We start from the raw sequence: 18,532 nt of genomic DNA on the forward strand, positions 1-18,532 counted from the left end.
ATATAGTAACAATTATTTATCAAACAGTTACCCTCGCTAATCAAGCCACACTTTCCCCGCAAATCTAGTCATGAGAAATACTGGCTGCTAAATAAAAAGTGCGGTCACTCAATTCAACACAGGCGATCTGAAAAGTGTAAAAAAACTGCTAAAAAACAATAACCCCCTATTTTATATTGATAAAAAAAGCGTATAATTCTGCACCATTCGACTTATCTTTTCGTTTCTTTAATGAAACCGTTTTTGAGCTTTGCAGGATCGCATTTTATGTGTCAACTTTTGGGCATGAATTGTAACAGCCCTACCGATATTGTGTTTTCATTTGAAGGTTTTCGCCGCCGCGCAGGGATCACCGACCACCACTCCGACGGCTTTGGTATCGCCTTTTTTGAAGGGAAAGGTGTACGGGTTTTTCGCGACGACAAGCCATGCAGTTCATCACCGATCGCTGATTGCGTCAAACAATATCATATCAAATCGCTAAATGTGATCGCTCACATCCGCAAAGCGACTCAAGGGGTGGTCAATCTGGAAAATACCCATCCGTTTATGCGTGAAATTTGGGGCGAAAACTGGGTGTTTGCCCACAATGGCAACTTGAAAACCATACCGGATCTATCGGAAAGCCGTGCACAGCCGATTGGTAGCACCGATTCAGAGGCTGCATTTTGTTATATGGTGGAAAAACTGAAAGTGCGGTATCACAAAAAACCGAGCGACCAAGAGATTTTTAACGCAGTCTATGACATTGCTGCCGAATTGGGTGAGTTAGGCACATTCAATTTTATCCTCTCCAACGGGCAAATCATGCTGGCGCACTGTTCCACTCATTTACATTACGTGATGCGCAAAGCCCCATTCGGCAAAGCGTTCCGTATTGACGACGACGGTGTGATCGATTTCAACGACTTCGCTAAACCGAATGACCGAGTGAATATCATCTCCACTTTTCCACTGACCAAAAATGAGGCGTGGGTCAAAATGGAACATGGTGGCTTTGTGATGTTTAAAGACGGCGAAAAAATCCACGAAGTCGTCGGCACGTTCAAACAAATGGAAGATGACGGCACTCAGTGTGTTCAATCTCGCGTAGCTTAATCTAAGCTTTTCACTTAATAATACCGCACTTTATATTGAATAAAGTGCGGTATTATTTTTTATGATTTAAATGCTTTAAGCAATGAATCTAAAATATAATTTTCAATATTGCTATAATTATTTTTGCGTAACCGACATAAGGTCACTCGCCAAGGTACCGGATCTTTAATTTTTCGGCAGACATAATCAGTAGCGGGATAAAGTTCAGAAATTGGAAAAGGTAAAATAGTTAATAATGCTTTATTAATTTTAGTCGAATTTAATAAAAAATCCCAAGAGCTAGACTCTAAAATAATATTCGGGTAAATATTATAGCGCTTGAAGTGCTCGCTTAATTGATGATAAATCATAAACGTTTTATCAAAAATCGCCATCTTTTCATTGTGTAAATCTTGCCAAGTCAATATCTCTTTTTGTGCTAGATGGTGTTCTGGAGAGAAAAATACCGAGAGTTCTGAACGTGAAATCTCAAAGGAATCAATAATATTCTTAGATATCCCTTCTGGATAAAGCAATACTGCTAAATCAATATTTTCTAATAGCAATTCTTTTTTTAATACATATGCACCCTGTTCTTTAATGCTGAAATTAATTGTCGGATTTTCCAGAATAAGATACGGCATAATTTCAGAGAATACTACCGATAAAACCAAGGGCGGAATACCGATTGTAATATTACCGGTGATTTGATTAGTGATTTTATGTAAGTTTTGATTCATTTCATTGTACTTTTCGACAATATCTTTTGCATCACGATAATAATTCTCGCCCACATAAGTTAAACCAACTATTTTTCCCTGTGTCCGTTTAAATAACGGTATATTTTCACGTTTTTCAAACTCATTAATCATCATACTGAGTGCCGGTTGAGAAATATATAAATGCTGTGAGGTACGACTCAAATTAAAATTATTATCCACAATAGCAATAAAATAACGCAGATGCCGTATATCCATATCCTTTCCTCTGTCAACTTACGTAACTACACCTATGGTACATCAAACTTCTATAAAAAAAATTGATAGATGTCTAAAAAATTAGTATTTCTTTTCCTATTATTTTATTGCTATGCTCATTGTCGAAATCTTAGCAGGTAAAAATCATGAAATAAGCTGTTGAAAAACAATTATATTTTTATTTGCATCGTTAATTGGAAAAGTATGAAAGTGTTTTATAATGATCTGTTCTATTTTAAGCAGATTTAATATGCATTTAATTAAGTATAAATAAAATATATATCATTTGGAGAATTATTATGTCTAAAGTGATTTCTGTTGCTGAGGTAAAGCATCATCTTTTTGATGGAATGAGCATCATGTCAGGCGGTTTTATGGGGATTGGTTCGGCAGAAACGTTGGTTCAGGCAATTTTAGAGGCCGGCACCAAAGATATTACCCTGATTAGCAGCGATACTGCCTTGATCGATACCGGTGTCGGACCACTCATTGCCAATAACCGGATTAAAAAAGTGATTGCCTCCCATATCGGAACCAATCCTGAAACCGGCAAAAAAATGATTGCCGGTGAAATTGAAGTTGAACTTGTGCCGCAAGGGACATTTGCCGAGCGTATCCGTGCCGGTGGTGCCGGTTTAGGTGGGATTTTAACCCCGACCGGCGTAGGCACAGTGGTGGAAGAGGGAAAACAAAAAATACAAATTGATCACATCGATTATTTATTGGAACTGCCGCTGAAAGCTGATTTGGCGCTGATTAAAGCACATACCGCAGATACAGCCGGAAATTTAATCTATGACGGTTCCGCCCGAAATTTCAATCCGTTGATGGCGTTGGCTTGTAAAACCGTGATTGTCGAGACCGATTATTTGGTTGAAGCGGGAGAATTGGAGCCTAATCACATCATCACGCCAGCAACATTGGTGGACTATATTGTATTGAAAACCGCACTTTGACCTGTTAAGTGAAGTAATAAAAAAGGAAAAGGATATGAATGCAAAAGAATTAATTGCACGCCGTATTGCAATGGAATTAAAACACGGTGACGTTGTCAATTTGGGCATCGGCTTACCGACGATGGTGGCCAATTATCTGCCTGCAAATGTAAACATCACCTTGCAGTCAGAAAATGGTTTCTTGGGCTTGGCGGCTTATGATCCGGAAAATGCCAATCCCAATATCGTGAATGCCGGCGGGCAGCCTTGTTCGATAAAATCTGACGGAGCGTTTTTTGATAGCGGGTTTTCTTTCGCCCTTATCCGCGGCGGACATGTTGATGCTTGTGTGTTGGGCGGTCTGGAAGTTGATCAGGAAGCAAATCTTGCCAATTGGATGGTGCCGGGAAAAATGGTACCGGGCATGGGCGGCGCAATGGATCTCGTCACCGGCTCGCGTAAAGTCATCATCGGCATGGAACATTGTGCCAAATCGGGGTCTTCAAAAATTCTCAAAAAATGCACCCTGCCTTTAACAGCAAAAAATAAAGTGCATATGGTCGTGACCGAGTTGGCAGTTTTCAGCTTTATTGACGGCAAATTAACCTTACAAGAACACGCACCTAACGTAGATTTGGCAACCATTAAAGCCAAAACCGACGCTGAGTTTGTTGTGGCGGACGATTTTAAACAGATGGTGATCAATTATTAATCTGTGCCATTAAGCATAATCAACAGAACAAAAAGGAACTCAATATGGAAAATATTGTCATTGTCAGCGCCGTCAGAACACCGATTGGTAGTTTTAACGGCGCCCTTGCTAGCGTAAGTGCGGTTGATCTCGGCGCTTTGGTGATCAAAGAAGTGTTACAACGGGCAAATGTTGCTTCAGATCTGGTTGATGAAGTGATTATGGGCAATGTGCTGCAAGCTGGTTTAGGGCAGAACCCGGCACGACAAGCCGCTTTAAAAGCAGGTATTCATCAACAAGCGTCCTCGCTCACGATTAATAAAGTATGCGGCTCAGGCTTAAAAAGTGTGGTATTAGGGGCGCAGGCTATTCGTAGCGGCGATGCCGATATTGTGGTGGTCGGCGGCATGGAAAATATGAGCCAAGCGCCTTATCTGTTGAGTAGCAAAGTGCGGTTGGGCGCCAGAATGGGCAATTTAACCTTGCAGGATACCATGATTGAAGACGGACTAACTTGCGCAATTAACCATTACCACATGGGGATCACCGCAGAGAATATCGCCGAACATTATGCTATTACTCGTCAGCAGCAAGATGAATTTGCCTTACGTTCGCAAACACTGGCTTCACAGGCAGTTCAAGCCGGTGTGTTCGATGCAGAAATTATTCCGGTAAGCGTAAAAACACGTAAGGGTGAGAAGGTGTTCAATCGTGACGAACACCCTAAATTCGACACAACCCTTGAACAACTTGCCGCATTGAAACCTGCATTTAAAAAAGAAGGTAGCGTCACGGCAGGCAATGCTTCGGGTCTTAACGATGGTGCCGCCGCCTTGTTGTTAATGAGCGAAAGCAAAGCCGCTGAACTAGGGTTGCAGCCGTTAGCCCGCATCCGCAGTTATGCCAGCGTAGGTAATGATCCTGCCGTAATGGGATTAGGACCGGTTCAAGCAACACAGAATACCTTGCAAAAAGCCAATCTGACGTTAGCAGAGATTGATCTGGTCGAAGCCAACGAAGCCTTTGCTGCTCAATTCTTAGGCGTAGGGAAAACCTTGCACTTTGATCTGGAGAAAACCAATATCCACGGCGGCGCCATTGCACTGGGGCACCCGATTGGTGCTAGCGGCGCACGCATTTTAGTGACGTTGCTATACAGCATGCAGGCAAAACAAGCCAAATTAGGGTTGGCAACATTATGTATTGGAGGAGGACAAGGAATTTCAATGGTGGTTGAGCGTATCTAGTTTTTCTCTTTTATCGGTAATAATCTGATTAATAATAACAAGTTGAGGTTAAAAATGATTGATGTAAACGGAAAAGTTGCTGTCATTACAGGTTCAGCCAGCGGTATCGGCTTACATATGGCGAAAAAATTTTTGGCAAACGGTGCAAAAGTTGTGATTAGCGATATTAATGAAGAAGCCTTGGCAGCACGGCTGCAAGAGTTAAATCACCCGAATCTGTTGGCGGTAAAAACGGATGTTACAAAAGAAGCCGAGATTGAAAACTTAATCTCAACGACGCACAAGCATTTCGGCAGACTGGATATTTTTGTCAATAATGCCGGTATTCAGCATGTTGCACCGATAGAAGATTTTCCGACCGAAAAATTCGATTTGATGATCCAAATTATGTTGCGGGCTTCTTTTCTTACTATTAAGCACTGTCTCCCGATCATGAAAGCACAACAATTCGGACGGATTATCAATATATCGTCCATCAACGGTTTAGTCGGTTTTGCCGGTAAGGTAGCCTATAATGCCGCTAAACACGGGATCATCGGAATCACACGAGTCGCTGCGCTCGAGTGTGCTAAAGACGGGATTACCATCAATGCGATTTGTCCAGGATATATTGAAACGCCATTGGTGCTGAATCAAATGAAAGATTTAGCCAAAACCCGCAATGTCAGTCTGGAAAATGTGCTGGAAGAGGTGCTATATCCACTGATTCCGCAAAAAACATTAATTGATATCGACGATATTGCTAGTTTGGTTCTGTTCACCTCCAGTCCTTGCGCCAAACACATCACAGGAACCAACTTAGTGATTGATGCAGGCTACACTGCACAATAATAAACGTAAACTGACCAAAGCCGATTTCAGGGACGACATCGGCTTTTCTCGACCGATAATTTTATTTCTGTATTGATAGACAGGAGAATGAATATGTTAGGAATCCTGCTTGGTCTGACGATCATCATTGTATTGGCTTTTTGGGGCTGGTCGATTATTTGGGTCGCCCCAATAGCCGCCGGTGTCGTCGCATTATTTGGCGGATTAGACTTATTGACGGCTTATACCGGTGATTACATGAGTGGTTTCGTCGGTTTTGCCAAAACCTGGTTCCCAATCTTTATGTTGGGCGCAATTTTCGGCAAATTGATGGAAGTAACCTCAATGGCAAACGCCATCGCTGAAACCATTAGCAAATGGTTAGGAGCAAAACGTGCGATTTTGGCGGTGGTTGTCGCCTGTTCAATTCTCACCTATGGTGGCGTCAGCCTGTTTGTGGTTGTTTTTGCCGTTTATCCGCTAGGGGTTGCACTATTCCGCCAAGCCAATATCTCCCGCCAACTTTTGCCGGGTACCATTGCCTTGGGCGCATTCACTTACACCATGACCGCCATTCCCGGCACGCCACAAATTCAAAATTTAATTCCGACCCATTATTTCCATACCACACCTGCCGCCGCTCCGTTAATGGGCATTGTATCGGCACTGATTATGGCAGTTTTAGGCTACTATTGGTTGGTTTATCGTGAAACCGCACTTCGTAGCAAAGGATTGGTGTTTGTTGAACCAGAACTCAAGCAAGTCGTGCAAACTGAAGATGAAGAGAATTTGGCAAAAGCCTCATCAGACCAGGCAAAAACAGTTGTTAAGCCAATAAAAAATAGTAAACCCAATTTCTGGTTCTCTATGTTGCCGCTAATTTCTGTTGTTGTCGCACTAAACGTAGCCAAGTTATCAATAATAATTGCATTGCTTATCGGGATTATCCTGATTCTAGTCCTGAGTGCGGCACAGTATAAACATTTCATTAAAGCCATCAACGAAGGAGCAAACGGCTCCGTATTGGCGATTGTCAACACCTCGGCAGCCGTTGGCTTTGGTTCTGTCGTGAAGGCTGTTCCCGGATTTGCAATCCTATCTGATTTTCTATTGAATATTAAAGGCTCGCCTCTGATTTCAGAAGCAGTGTCCGTGACCGCACTTGCCGGAGCAACCGGTTCCGCCAGCGGCGGCATGGGAATTGCACTAGAAAGTTTGGGGCAAAAGTATTATGAACTGGCAATGACACAGGGTTTAAATATCGAACATTTCCATCGTGTTGCTTCCATTGCCTCCGGTGGGCTGGATACCTTGCCGCATAACGGCGCGGTTTTAACATTATTAGTGATTACAGGCATGAGCCATCGCCAAAGCTACTTTGATATTGCCATGGTATCACTCGTCATTCCGACCATCTCGTTAATTACGGTTATCGGCTTGGCCAGTCTCGGCATCGTATAATACCGATTCGACATGGTGATCTATCCGTTCACCATGTCGATCAATTTGTGAGCAATGTATCATTTTCTCGCTCACCCCCCTATAAATTCTTCTATTTTGTGATCCACCTCTTGAAACAAACCATTAACAACTATTGCTCATTTTTTTAACTTCATATAGGGTAATACCGTCCGTTTTTAATTTCAGCGATCGTTTGCTTTCTTTCGCTTCCTGTAACATTCCCTGCGACATCGTTAAGAGGAACGCCGATTATGCAACACTTTGATTCCGTATTAAAAGAAAACCGTATTTTTAAGCCGAGTGATGATTTCCGCCAAGCTGCCAATATCGGGCAATTGGAGGATTACCAAAATCTGTGGGAATTTGCCGATAAGGATTATCTACAGTATTGGGCAGATTTAGCTCGTGATTTGATCAGTTGGAAAAAACCGTTTATGACGATTTTTGACGACAGCAATGCACCATTTTATAAGTGGTTCCCGGATGGCAAACTGAATGTATCCTACAACTGTTTGGATCGCCATCTGCCTGACAAAGGCAACAAAACCGCACTTATCTTTGAATCTGACTTCGGTCAAGTCAGCAGCTTTAGCTATGCGCAATTGCATAATCGGGTGTGCCGTTTTGGCAATGCGCTGCGTGAATTGGGCATCGGCAAAGGCGACCGAGTGGTGATCTATATGCCGATGTTGGCAGAAGCCGTGATTGCAATGCAAGCCTGTGCCAGGATAGGCGCAGTGCATTCGGTGGTGTTCGGTGGCTTTTCTGCTGGTGCTTTACGCGATCGCATCGAAGATGCTGGTGCAAAATTGGTGATCACCGCCAACGGTGGACTGCGCGGCGGCAAGATTATCCCATTGAAAGAGACCGTTGACGAAGCGTTGGATATGGGCTGTCCGACGGTAGAAAACGTGGTGGTGTATTACCGCTTGAATATTGATACGGCTTGGCGCAACGGACGCGATTTGTGGTGGCACGAATTGTCGAAGCACCAGCCGGAGTTTTGCGAACCGGAGTGGATGAATTCTGAAGATCCGCTGTTTATCCTGTACACATCAGGTTCTACCGGCAAACCGAAAGGCATTGTGCACAGCAGCGCCGGCTATTTGCTGGGGGCGATCAATACCTTCCGCAACGTCTTTGATAACAAACCGAATGATGTTTATTGGTGCACCGCTGATGTCGGTTGGATCACCGGACACTCCTATGTGTGTTACGGTCCGTTGGCAAACGGCGCTACGCAAGTGATTTACGAAGGTGTGCCTAGCTATCCTGATCCCGGACGAATTTGGCGGATCATCCAACGGCATAAAATCAGTGTGTTTTACACCTCACCGACCTTGATCCGCTCTTTGACCCGGGTCGGCGACTGGATTCCGAACAAATATGATCTCTCATCGTTGCGCTTACTCGGCAGTGTCGGTGAGCCGATCAACCCATCAGCATGGATGTGGCTGTATCAAGTGATCGGCAAAGAACGCTGCCCAATTGTCGATACCTGGTGGCAGACCGAAACCGGTTCGATTATGCTCTCCCCGCTACCGGGCATCAACTCGATGAAACCGGGCTCCTGTACTTTGCCGTTACCAGGCATTATGGCGGATGTAGTCGATGAAAATGGACAAAAAGTCAGCGGACAAAGCGGGGGAATTTTGGTGATTAAACGTCCGTTTCCATCGATGTTGCGCACAATTTGGAATGACGATAAACGCTACCAAGCCACCTATTTCCCGACAGAGTTAGGCGGAAAATACTATGTTGCTGGCGACTCGGCACACCGTGACGAAGACGGTTATTTCTGGATTTTAGGACGCACCGACGATGTACTGAACGTATCCGGACACCGTTTGGGTACGATGGAGATCGAATCAGCATTAGTTGCCAATCCGCAAGTTGCCGAAGCAGCCGTGGTCGGCAAACCGGATGAAATTAAAGGCGAAGCGGTGGTGGCGTTTGTCGTGCTGAATACCGCACTTCCGGACGGACAAGAAGCACGCGATTTAGCGGAAGAGTTGAAACAGTGGGTCTCAAAAGAGATAGGCAAAATCGCCCGCCCGGAAGATATCCGCTTTGCCGAAAACCTGCCAAAAACCCGCTCCGGCAAAATTATGCGCCGCCTACTACGTTCGATTGCCAAAAACGAAGTCATCACCCAAGATGTCTCCACCTTGGAAAATCCACAAATTATTGGGCAGCTGCAACGGCAAGTGTTGTAGTTACTAAATTACAAAGAGCGGTTTTGAGCTTCATCATAAACCGCTCTTTCTATTTCAAATCAACTAATTCATCTCCTGCAAACGATAAACCTCAGTCTCATTAATGCTGTTCAGACCTTGGCTGATTGCGGCAGCGCCGGCGATGGTGGTGTACACTGGAATCCGTTGTTGCAGCGAGCTGCTGCGGATCGAGTGGCTGTCAGCAACCGATTCCGGCATGCTGCCGACGGTGTTGATCACCATGGCGATTTCACCATTTTTGATCGCATCAACAATGTGCGGTCGCCCTTCACGCACTTTATTCACGATTTGCACGCCGATGCCGTGTTCACGTAAAAATCTTGCCGTACCCAACGTCGAACATAGTCCGTAGCCTAAATCTTGCAGACGTTTGGCAATTTCAACCAGTTTCGGCTTATCCGCATTTTCGACCGACAAGAAAATTTTACCCAGTTTTGGCAAGCGTTCGCCTGCACCGATTTGCGCTTTCAAAAACGCTTCGGAGAAAGTTTTACCCACGCCCATCACTTCACCAGTCGAGCGCATTTCAGGTCCTAAAATGGTGTCTACGCCTGGGAATTTAATGAACGGGAACACCGCTTCTTTGACCGAATACAAGTTCGGGATCACTTCCTTGTTGATTCCTTGCTGCTTCAGGCTGATACCCGCCATCACCCGTGCGGCAATTTTCGCCAGCGGCACACCGGTAGCTTTGCTGACAAAAGGCACGGTGCGCGAGGCGCGCGGATTGACTTCCAGCACATAAATGGTGCCGTTTTGCACCGCAAACTGGACATTCATCAAGCCGACCACTTTCAACTCAAACGCCATTGCGGCGGTTTGACGACGAATTTCGTCTTGAATATCCGCACTTAACGAATACGGCGGTAACGAGCACGCCGAGTCGCCGCTGTGAATACCAGCTTGTTCGATATGCTGCATAATGCCGCCGATCACCACATCTTCACCATCGCAAATACAATCGACATCGACTTCAATTGCGTCGTTGAGGAAGTGATCAAGCAGAATCGGGCTGTCGTCGGAAACCCGCACCGCTTCACGCATATAGGTTTGTAGCTCTTCATCGTTATACACAATTTGCATCGCCCGTCCGCCCAAGACATACGACGGGCGCACCACTAGCGGATAACCAACCTCATTTGCCAAGGTTAGCGCCTCTTCACTATTACGTGCGGTTCGGTTCGGCGGCTGTTTCAGGTTTAATTTATGTAGTACTTTTTGGAAACGTTCGCGATCTTCAGCAGCATCAATGCTGTCAGCGGAAGTCCCGATAATATGCACGCCGTTTTCGTGTAACGCATTTGCCAGTTTCAACGGCGTTTGTCCGCCGTAATGCACGATCACACCGTACGGTTTTTCAACGTGAATAATTTCCAGCACCTCTTCCAGCGTCAGCGGCTCGAAATACAGGCGATCGGAGGTATCAAAATCGGTGGAAACGGTTTCCGGATTACAGTTGACCATAATGGTTTCAAAGCCGGACTCCCGCAAAGCCAGCGCAGCATGCACGCAGCAGTAATCAAATTCAATCCCTTGCCCGATCCGGTTCGGACCGCCGCCCAAAATCATGATTTTTTTACGGTTGGTCGGGTTGGCTTCGCACTCTTCCTCATAGCAGGAATATAGATAGGCGGTATCCGAAGCAAACTCGGCGGCACAGGTATCGACCCGTTTATACACCGGATGCAGATTGAGTTGATGACGTAATTCTCGCACCGCACTTTCAGTGCTTTTCACCAACTGGGCGATACGGCGGTCGGCAAAGCCTTTGCGTTTTAAACGGCGCAGTTCGGTGTAGTCCAAATCTGCCAGTGTTTTCTTTTCCAGTGCCAGTTCTTCTTGCACCAAATCGCGAATTTGCACCAAGAACCACGGATCGATTTTGGAATAGTGATACACCTCTTCCAAACTCCAGCCGATCCCGAACGCATCGGCAACATACAGAATCCGTTCAGGCCCTGGATTGGAAATCTCGGTGCGCAATTTCTCCATATCTTCGGTTTTTAAATTGAAACCGCAAATGCCGGTTTCCAAACCACGTAACGCTTTTTGCAATGACTCTTGGAAAGTACGCCCCATCGCCATCACTTCGCCCACTGATTTCATCTGGGTAGTTAAACGGTCATCGGCTTTCGGGAATTTTTCAAAGGCAAAGCGCGGTACTTTGGTCACCACATAATCGATCGACGGCTCAAATGAAGCCGGAATCAAACCGCCGGTAATGTCGTTGCGCAGTTCGTTTAAGGTGTAACCGACTGCCAATTTCGCCGCCACTTTGGCAATCGGGAAGCCTGTTGCTTTCGAGGCCAGCGCCGAAGAGCGGCTGACGCGCGGATTCATTTCAATCACGATCATCTCGCCATTTTCAGGGTTGATCGCAAACTGGACGTTCGAACCACCAGTATCGACGCCGATTTCACGCAACACCGCCAACGAGGCATTACGCATAATTTGATACTCTTTATCGGTCAGGGTTTGCGCCGGAGCAACGGTGATCGAATCGCCGGTATGCACGCCCATCGGGTCGAAGTTTTCAATCGAACAGATGATAATGCAGTTGTCCGCTTGGTCTCGCACCACTTCCATTTCATACTCTTTCCAGCCCAACACCGACTGCTCAATCAACAGCTCGTGGGTTGGCGAAGCATCAAAACCACGTTCGCAAATTATATTAAATTCATCTTTGTTATAGGCAATCCCACCACCAGAACCACCCATGGTAAACGACGGACGAATCAAGGTCGGGAAACCCACTTCCGCCTGCGCCTTCCAAGCTTCTTCCAGCGTGTGGCAAACAAAAGATTTTGGCGTGCTCAAGCCGATTTTGGTCATCGCATCTTTAAAGCGACCGCGATCCTCTGCTTTATCAATTGCGTCTTCTTTTGCGCCAATCAACTCGACGTTATATTTCGTCAACACCCCGTGTTTTGAGAGATCCAAGGCACAGTTAAGTGCGGTCTGCCCGCCCATAGTCGGTAGAATTGCGTCTGGACGCTCTTTGGCGATGATTTTCTCCACCGTTTGCCACGTGATCGGCTCGATGTAGGTCACGTCCGCCATATTCGGATCGGTCATAATCGTCGCTGGGTTGGAGTTCACCAGCACCACTTTATAGCCTTCCTCACGCAACGCCTTGCATGCCTGCGCCCCTGAGTAATCAAATTCACACGCCTGCCCGATCACAATCGGACCTGCACCGATGATTAAGATAGTTTTTATATCTGTACGTTTTGGCATAGTTCTCTCTCTTTGTTTTAAATCTGTTTTTGAAAACGCTTAATGGTAAATTTAACCGTTGTTTAAAATTGCCACTTAAACCTGCATTCTCTAACGTTGTAATTCAAACAGTAATTTTTGTTGTTCAATTTCGCGGACCAATTCATCTTCTGTAGGTAAATAAGGGATATATTTACTAGCAAAAAGTTGAGCGTTGTCTTTTAAGACTGAATATTTCGCCACAATGCTATCCGTTTCAGTGCAAAGCAATAATCCGATTGTTGGGTTATCATTTTGTTGTTTTTTTAAATCGTCGTACATTCGGACATACATATCTAATTGCCCAATATCTTGGTGTGTCAGCTTATCGGTTTTTAACTCTACAATAACAAAACACTTAATCAGATAATTATAAAAAACCAAATCAATAAAAAAATCACTGTTTTCTGTCCGAATATGCTGTTGTCGCGCGACAAACGCAAACCCTTTACCAAGCTCTAACATAAACTGCTGTAAATTATCGATCAATGCCTTTTCCAGTTCCGCTTCGGTATAGCTATAATGCGTCGGTAATCGAAGAAATTCTAAAACGGTCGGATTTTTAATAAAATCGCAGGGTTGTAACACCGCACTTTTCTGTTGCATTTCCGTATGCACGGGTTCTTTATCTACGCTAGCAAGTAAACGTTCATAGTAGAGCGTTGAAATGTTTCGATCTAACACTCTGACCGACCAATGGTTTTCAGCGGCTTCAATTAAATAATAACGTCTGGCTTGCTCATTCTGAATTTTTAATACCCGCTGAATATGAGTCCACGTTAATTTGGAAATCACTGATTTCCAAATATCTAAATCCGAAAACATCAAATAGAATTGGCGAAAATTACGAATATTTCGCTCCCCAAATCCTCTACCAAACTCTTGGCTCAGCACTTGGGAAACTTGCTTAATCACTTCTTTGCCATAATCTGCACGCGCTTGTCCACACTGTTCTTCTTGCACGATCCGTTTACCGATTTGCCAATAGGCATCGACCATTGCTGAATTAATAGCGGCATAAGCCTGTTGACGAGCCGTTGCAAGAATATATTTAATATCATTGATATAAGTGCCATTAGACATATCTATATCGGTACGTTTTGGCATAGTTTTTTCTCTTGCTAATATTCTCGTTAATCTTCAGGAACCCAAAATTCACCTTGTCCCACGGGGATTACCTTGCCGCCGACATAAATGGTCTGTTGCTCGTCCACAGTTAAGCTCAAGCGGTTCGGCCGTCCGATTTCATCGCCTTGGGTGATCTGCCAGTTTAACGGCGTGCGTTGGTTGTGAAGCGCCCAAGCGCCTAAATTGGCGGCGGCAGAGCCTGTGCCCGGATCTTCACGCACTTCGCCGTGTGCGGAAAAGAACAACCGCACTTTGACTTTATTCTGCTGTTCAAACCACACATACAACTGCGCTTCCCCACTTTGCGATACCGCTTTTTGCAGCAAAAGTGCGGTATTGATACGGCAATTTGCCACCGCTTGCGCCGAATTTAATCGCAACAATAGTTGTTCCGTGCCAGTATTCACCCATATAGGTTCAGCGGCAATATCACACGGTTGCAAGCCCAACAACTCGGCACAGTCGGCTTTGTCTAATGCCGACGGCTTTAACTGCGCACCGTTACTTAAAGCAAAAGTGATGTTATCGGTTTGATGTTGCAGCCTAACCAAACCCGCCTCGGTTTGTAACTGATAATTATCAGACAACCCCAACTGCCGGTGTAACACAAACGCCGCACCGATGGTCGGGTGTCCGGCAAACGGCATTTCATACTCAGGGGTGAAAATTTTCAGTTTTCTGACCGCACTTTGCCTATCGCTGCGTTGTACAAACACGGTTTCCGACAAATTAAATTGACGGGCAATCCGTTGCATTTGCTGCTCATTCAGTCCGTCCGCTTGCGGGAACACCGCCAACGGATTGCCGTCGAAATGGCTTTCGGCAAACACATTAACCAACTGATAAGCATAGCTTTTCATGGGTATATTCCTGTTTAAACCACAACCTGCGGCGTATGGGTGTGTCGCACCACTTCCATTTCATGCACAAATTTGTCAAACAGTTCGGCAATATCATGCGGTCCTGGACTGGCTTCAGGGTGTCCTTGGAAAGAAAACGCCGATTGGGTACTCAGTTCAATGCCCTGCACTGAATTGTCGAACAAAGAGCGGTGCGTCACGGTCACATTGTCCGGCAAACTGGCTTCGTCCACTTCAAAACCGTGATTTTGGCTAGTGATATACACCTGCTCAGTGGCAAGATTTTGCACCGGATGGTTGGCGCCGTGGTGTCCAAAAGTCATTTTTTTGGTTTTACCACCCACCGCTAAACCTAACAATTGGTGCCCCAAGCAGATACCGAAAATCGGTTTTTTACTGGCTAATAATTGCTGGATCGCTGTGATCGCATAATCGCACGGTTCCGGATCGCCCGGTCCATTGGAGAGAAAAATACCATCCGGATTCAGTGCCAACACCTCTTGTGCGCTGGTTTTTGCCGGCACCACGGTGATTTGGCAGCCACGCTCGGCAAGCATGCGCAAAATATTGTGTTTCACCCCAAAATCATAGGCAACCACATGATAGCGTCCGGCGTCTTTATGGCTGAAGCCCTGCCCCAACTTCCATTCGCCTTGCTCCCAACGATAAACCTTGTCACAAGTCACTTCTTGCGCCAGATCTTTACCTGCCATGCTGCCGAAACTTTGCGCCAGTTTCAGCGCTTTGGCTTCGTCAATTTCCCCCGCCATAATGCAGCCGGCTTGCGCACCTTTGTCACGCAGCAAACGGGTTAAACGACGGGTATCAATATCGGCAATCGCCACGATTTTATTGGCGACTAAATACTCTGATAAATTTTGTTCGCTACGGAAACTACTATAAATCAGTGGTAAGTCGCGAATCACCAAGCCGGAAACATAGACTTTATCCGCTTCGCAATCTTCTTGATTGACGCCGGTGTTGCCGATATGTGGATAGGTGAGGGTGACAATTTGTTTGGTGTAGGACGGGTCGGTTAAAATTTCTTGATAGCCCGTCATTGAGGTATTAAAAACCACTTCGCCGATGGTATGGCCTTGATAACCAATCGAAGTGCCGTGGAAAACAGAGCCGTCAGCTAAGACTAAAATGGCTGGTTCAGACATGAATCTCTCCCGGAATAATCATTTTATATTCAATTTTAGATAAACACTGGCGCTGTAGCCCGATGCGTTACTCATTGCTCCTGCTGTATAAAAGGTCGCTGAAATGTAGCAAAATTGAGCAAATTATTGTAATGGAGCAACACGCGCAATTCAAGACAAATAATTTTTAAACTATATACTAAATGAAAAAATATGCAATAAAATGAATAAAAATTCAATTTTATTGCTATTTACCTGATTAGCGAAACGAATAAAAGCTGTTCTTTACCCCTAAACTTGCTAAAATAAAACCACTCTTTTTGCAATGGAACCGCAATATGAAAAAATCTAATTCGATTAAATGTTGGCTGCCACTGATATTAGCCACAACGATCGGTGCCTGCTCAAGTATTGACCAAACCACCGGACAACGCCAAGATCCGTTGGAAGGTTTTAACCGCACCATGTGGGATTTCAACTATAACGTTGCCGACCCCTATCTACTGAAACCTATTGCCACAGGCTGGAAAGAATATGTGCCGCAGCCGGCTAAAACCGCACTTGTCAATGTTGCCAATAATTTGGATGAACCGGCAAGCTTTGTAAACCGTTTATTAGAGGGTGAATTTAGCAAAGCGATGGTGCATTTCAACCGCTTTTGGATCAATTCCGTCTTCGGTTTAGCTGGCATGATGGATATCGCCAGTGCCAGCGAAGGCTTGCGCACAGAAGGCTCACGCTCATTCGGTGACATGCTCGGCAGCTATGGTGTCGGCACTGGGGCTTATGTAATGGTGCCATTATATGGCCCTGCTACCCCACGCCAAGATTTGGGCAGATTGGTTGACCATACCTATCCGGCGCTATCATTATTAGGCCCTTGGTCAGCATTAAAATTTAGCGTACAAGCCGTTGATCGTCGTGCTAATTTACTCAGCCAAGACCCTATTCTGGCACAGTCGCAAGACAGCTATCTCACAGTGCGTGAAGCTTATTTCCAAAATCTAGAATTTAAAATCAGCGATGGTAAGCAAGGTAGCGAAATTAAAGAAACCTTATCAGAAGACGAACTCAAAGAAATCGATTAATTATTTATTGAATAAAGGAATATGCTATGGAACTGACACTCACACAACGCCTGATTCTAATCAATCAGTATGAATTGATGGCATTACTCGACAAAAACAATGCCGGAAAATATAAACGCAACCAGAATATCATCAAAGGCGGTTATAAGCTAGATTTGAAAGAATTATATAAAGATTTCAGTGAGATAAGTGAAGAAGAGTGCAAAGCAGTAATCAACACTTTAGAGATGTATCAAGCGTTGCAAGTCTCTTATAATAATTTGCATCACAAAGAAGATTTGACTGCTCATCGTTTGAAATTCTTAGGCTATTGTGCAATCCGCGAGAAAAAATATCTGAATTATCTGGGATTTATTGCGGAGAACGATAAAAAATATCGGGATTTGATTCAATGCCCGAACGGCTGTGATGCGCAAACCCCGATGTGGGACAAATACAGTAAAATGCTGGATGTATGGCATAAATGCCCACGTCAATTCCATTTGAGTATTGCTGAAATCAAACAGATTTTGAATGCTTAACCTATTGTTATAAAAGTTATTAAAGACCGCACTTTGCCTCATCATCTGCTAAAAGTGCGGTTTTATCCGATAGTTTTTCAGCGATGAATCCAACCTCTTAAATCCGACCCAATAAAGGTTAAGCGTACCGCACTTGGCGGCTCACTAAAACTGTAGCTGATCGGCTCAGGCAAATTTTTCATCATTGCATATGGTAAAATCCCTATCACTTGCATTTCAATTTCCGAGCTACCATATTTCACAGTTTCATAAATCAACGGCTGCCGACTGTCATTAATAACGGTTGCTTTGCGCCAACCAAATTGATAGGGCACTGCAAGTTGTTGTTGGTTTGCCAACTGATATTGCTGCGGAAAAAACAGTGCGTATTCTCGTGCCTGATTATCATTAGTCACAACCACCAATTGATTTACTGCTCCCCACAGCAAAGCAGCCAATGTCACCAAGCCCAATGCCAAATAACGATTTATTTTCAAGGAATTTTTATAACGACTAAAACGGAAAATAATTAATGGCAGCAAAATTAATAGAATGAGCAGACCATAAAACAGATTAATCGGTAACATAGAATGGTTCTCTTTTATCAGGCGGCAAATAGCAAAAAGGGCGAACCGAAGTTCACCCTTTTCGAGATATCTTGCAGCGCAATTATTTGATAATTTTCGCTACAACACCCGCACCTACTGTACGGCCACCTTCACGAATCGCAAAGCGTAAGCCTTGATCCATCGCGATTGGGTGAATCAGGCTAACAACCATTTGGATGTTATCGCCAGGCATAACCATTTCCACGCCTTCCGGTAACTCGATGGTGCCGGTTACGTCCGTTGTACGGAAATAGAACTGTGGACGGTAGCCTTTGAAGAACGGAGTATGACGGCCGCCTTCATCTTTAGACAATACGTACACTTCTGATTCGAAATCAGTGTGTGGTGTGATTGAACCCGGTTTTGCCAAGACTTGACCACGTTCGATCTCTTCACGTTTGGTACCACGCAACAACGCACCGATGTTCTCCCCTGCACGACCTTCGTCTAACAGTTTACGGAACATTTCAACACCGGTAACCGTGGTTTTGGTGGTCGCTTTGATACCGACGA

Annotated in this window: 16 protein-coding genes; 9 read left to right on the forward strand and 7 right to left on the reverse strand. The window is 44.8% G+C overall.

Annotated elements, in window-relative coordinates:
* Positions 1-267: 267 nt before the first annotated feature.
* Positions 268-1,098, forward strand: a complete 831-nt coding sequence (locus FHQ23_RS08615; RefSeq protein WP_139613963.1) for a class II glutamine amidotransferase — start codon at positions 268-270, stop codon at positions 1,096-1,098.
* A 59-nt stretch (positions 1,099-1,157) separates the two neighbouring features.
* Here the strand turns inward: FHQ23_RS08615 and FHQ23_RS08620 are convergent, their stop codons facing one another.
* The gene (locus FHQ23_RS08620) at positions 1,158-2,054 is read right to left on the reverse strand and encodes a LysR family transcriptional regulator (RefSeq protein ID WP_139613964.1); all 897 of its coding nucleotides are present in this window, start codon (positions 2,052-2,054) and stop codon (positions 1,158-1,160) included.
* Positions 2,055-2,353: 299 nt separating this feature from the next.
* Here FHQ23_RS08620 and atoD point away from each other — a divergent pair, with 299 nt between their 5' ends.
* The 6 genes from atoD to acs all read left to right on the forward strand — a co-directional run bounded on the left by atoD (position 2,354) and on the right by acs (position 9,414).
* Complete coding sequence (atoD, locus tag FHQ23_RS08625) at positions 2,354-3,010, forward strand: acetate CoA-transferase subunit alpha (RefSeq protein WP_139613965.1); 657 nt, start codon at positions 2,354-2,356, stop codon at positions 3,008-3,010.
* 34 nt (positions 3,011-3,044) lie between these two features.
* A complete protein-coding gene (locus FHQ23_RS08630; protein ID WP_139613966.1) occupies positions 3,045-3,701 on the forward strand; it encodes a 3-oxoacid CoA-transferase subunit B in 657 nt (218 codons plus the stop codon).
* 44 nt (positions 3,702-3,745) lie between these two features.
* Positions 3,746-4,927: an acetyl-CoA C-acetyltransferase gene (locus FHQ23_RS08635; protein ID WP_139613967.1), complete on the forward strand. Its 1,182-nt coding sequence runs from the start codon at positions 3,746-3,748 to the stop codon at positions 4,925-4,927.
* A gap of 54 nt (positions 4,928-4,981) precedes the next feature.
* Positions 4,982-5,758 carry a 3-hydroxybutyrate dehydrogenase gene (locus tag FHQ23_RS08640; RefSeq protein ID WP_139613968.1) on the forward strand — a complete coding sequence of 259 codons (777 nt, stop codon included), beginning with the start codon at positions 4,982-4,984 and terminating at the stop codon, positions 5,756-5,758.
* A 93-nt stretch (positions 5,759-5,851) separates the two neighbouring features.
* Positions 5,852-7,198, forward strand: a complete 1,347-nt coding sequence (locus FHQ23_RS08645) for a GntP family permease (protein ID WP_139613969.1) — start codon at positions 5,852-5,854, stop codon at positions 7,196-7,198.
* A gap of 251 nt (positions 7,199-7,449) precedes the next feature.
* Positions 7,450-9,414 carry an acetate--CoA ligase gene (gene acs / locus FHQ23_RS08650; protein WP_139613970.1) on the forward strand — a complete coding sequence of 655 codons (1,965 nt, stop codon included), beginning with the start codon at positions 7,450-7,452 and terminating at the stop codon, positions 9,412-9,414.
* Positions 9,415-9,477: 63 nt separating this feature from the next.
* On the opposite strand, the gene carB is transcribed toward acs, so the two are convergent.
* The 4 genes from carB to carA form a co-directional block, all read right to left on the reverse strand.
* Positions 9,478-12,672: a carbamoyl-phosphate synthase large subunit gene (gene carB / locus FHQ23_RS08655; protein ID WP_139613971.1), complete on the reverse strand. Its 3,195-nt coding sequence runs from the start codon at positions 12,670-12,672 to the stop codon at positions 9,478-9,480.
* Between the two features lie 90 nt (positions 12,673-12,762).
* Positions 12,763-13,797: a PDDEXK nuclease domain-containing protein gene (locus FHQ23_RS08660; RefSeq protein ID WP_139613972.1), complete on the reverse strand. Its 1,035-nt coding sequence runs from the start codon at positions 13,795-13,797 to the stop codon at positions 12,763-12,765.
* 26 nt (positions 13,798-13,823) lie between these two features.
* The gene (locus FHQ23_RS08665) at positions 13,824-14,678 is read right to left on the reverse strand and encodes a PhzF family phenazine biosynthesis protein (protein ID WP_139613973.1); all 855 of its coding nucleotides are present in this window, start codon (positions 14,676-14,678) and stop codon (positions 13,824-13,826) included.
* A 14-nt stretch (positions 14,679-14,692) separates the two neighbouring features.
* Positions 14,693-15,844, reverse strand: a complete 1,152-nt coding sequence (gene carA / locus FHQ23_RS08670) for a glutamine-hydrolyzing carbamoyl-phosphate synthase small subunit (RefSeq protein WP_139613974.1) — start codon at positions 15,842-15,844, stop codon at positions 14,693-14,695.
* Positions 15,845-16,161: 317 nt separating this feature from the next.
* Between carA and FHQ23_RS08675 the strand changes: the two genes are divergently transcribed.
* Positions 16,162-16,911: an MlaA family lipoprotein gene (locus FHQ23_RS08675; RefSeq protein WP_139613975.1), complete on the forward strand. Its 750-nt coding sequence runs from the start codon at positions 16,162-16,164 to the stop codon at positions 16,909-16,911.
* Positions 16,912-16,937: 26 nt separating this feature from the next.
* Positions 16,938-17,432, forward strand: coding sequence for a YfbU family protein (locus FHQ23_RS08680; protein ID WP_139613976.1), 495 nt, complete (start codon positions 16,938-16,940; stop codon positions 17,430-17,432).
* 77 nt (positions 17,433-17,509) lie between these two features.
* Here the strand turns inward: FHQ23_RS08680 and FHQ23_RS08685 are convergent, their stop codons facing one another.
* Both FHQ23_RS08685 and FHQ23_RS08690 read right to left on the reverse strand, forming a co-directional pair.
* Positions 17,510-17,998 (reverse strand): hypothetical protein, encoded by a 489-nt coding sequence (locus FHQ23_RS08685; protein ID WP_139613977.1) that lies wholly within the window; start codon positions 17,996-17,998, stop codon positions 17,510-17,512.
* Positions 17,999-18,080: 82 nt separating this feature from the next.
* Positions 18,081-18,532 (reverse strand): EF-Tu C-terminal domain-related protein (locus FHQ23_RS08690; protein ID WP_139613978.1); only part of this gene is annotated, 452 nt, incomplete at its 5' end.

The sequence above is a fragment of the Testudinibacter crocodili genome (assembly GCF_006228025.1).
Taxonomy (GTDB): Bacteria; Pseudomonadota; Gammaproteobacteria; order Enterobacterales; family Pasteurellaceae; genus Chelonobacter.

What these genes read in the sequence shown, in the direction of transcription:
- carB (WP_139613971.1), bottom strand. Translation starts at nt 12,672, where the DNA reads ATGCCAAAACGTACAGATATAAAAACTATCTTAATCATCGGTGCAGGT.
- FHQ23_RS08615 (WP_139613963.1), top strand. Translation starts at nt 268, where the DNA reads ATGTGTCAACTTTTGGGCATGAATTGTAACAGCCCTACCGATATTGTG.
- FHQ23_RS08675 (WP_139613975.1), top strand. Translation starts at nt 16,162, where the DNA reads ATGAAAAAATCTAATTCGATTAAATGTTGGCTGCCACTGATATTAGCC.
- atoD (WP_139613965.1), top strand. Translation starts at nt 2,354, where the DNA reads ATGTCTAAAGTGATTTCTGTTGCTGAGGTAAAGCATCATCTTTTTGAT.
- acs (WP_139613970.1), top strand. Translation starts at nt 7,450, where the DNA reads ATGCAACACTTTGATTCCGTATTAAAAGAAAACCGTATTTTTAAGCCG.
- FHQ23_RS08630 (WP_139613966.1), top strand. Translation starts at nt 3,045, where the DNA reads ATGAATGCAAAAGAATTAATTGCACGCCGTATTGCAATGGAATTAAAA.
- carA (WP_139613974.1), bottom strand. Translation starts at nt 15,844, where the DNA reads ATGTCTGAACCAGCCATTTTAGTCTTAGCTGACGGCTCTGTTTTCCAC.
- FHQ23_RS08685 (WP_139613977.1), bottom strand. Translation starts at nt 17,998, where the DNA reads ATGTTACCGATTAATCTGTTTTATGGTCTGCTCATTCTATTAATTTTG.
- FHQ23_RS08620 (WP_139613964.1), bottom strand. Translation starts at nt 2,054, where the DNA reads ATGGATATACGGCATCTGCGTTATTTTATTGCTATTGTGGATAATAAT.
- FHQ23_RS08665 (WP_139613973.1), bottom strand. Translation starts at nt 14,678, where the DNA reads ATGAAAAGCTATGCTTATCAGTTGGTTAATGTGTTTGCCGAAAGCCAT.
- FHQ23_RS08680 (WP_139613976.1), top strand. Translation starts at nt 16,938, where the DNA reads ATGGAACTGACACTCACACAACGCCTGATTCTAATCAATCAGTATGAA.
- FHQ23_RS08645 (WP_139613969.1), top strand. Translation starts at nt 5,852, where the DNA reads ATGTTAGGAATCCTGCTTGGTCTGACGATCATCATTGTATTGGCTTTT.
- FHQ23_RS08660 (WP_139613972.1), bottom strand. Translation starts at nt 13,797, where the DNA reads ATGCCAAAACGTACCGATATAGATATGTCTAATGGCACTTATATCAAT.
- FHQ23_RS08640 (WP_139613968.1), top strand. Translation starts at nt 4,982, where the DNA reads ATGATTGATGTAAACGGAAAAGTTGCTGTCATTACAGGTTCAGCCAGC.
- FHQ23_RS08635 (WP_139613967.1), top strand. Translation starts at nt 3,746, where the DNA reads ATGGAAAATATTGTCATTGTCAGCGCCGTCAGAACACCGATTGGTAGT.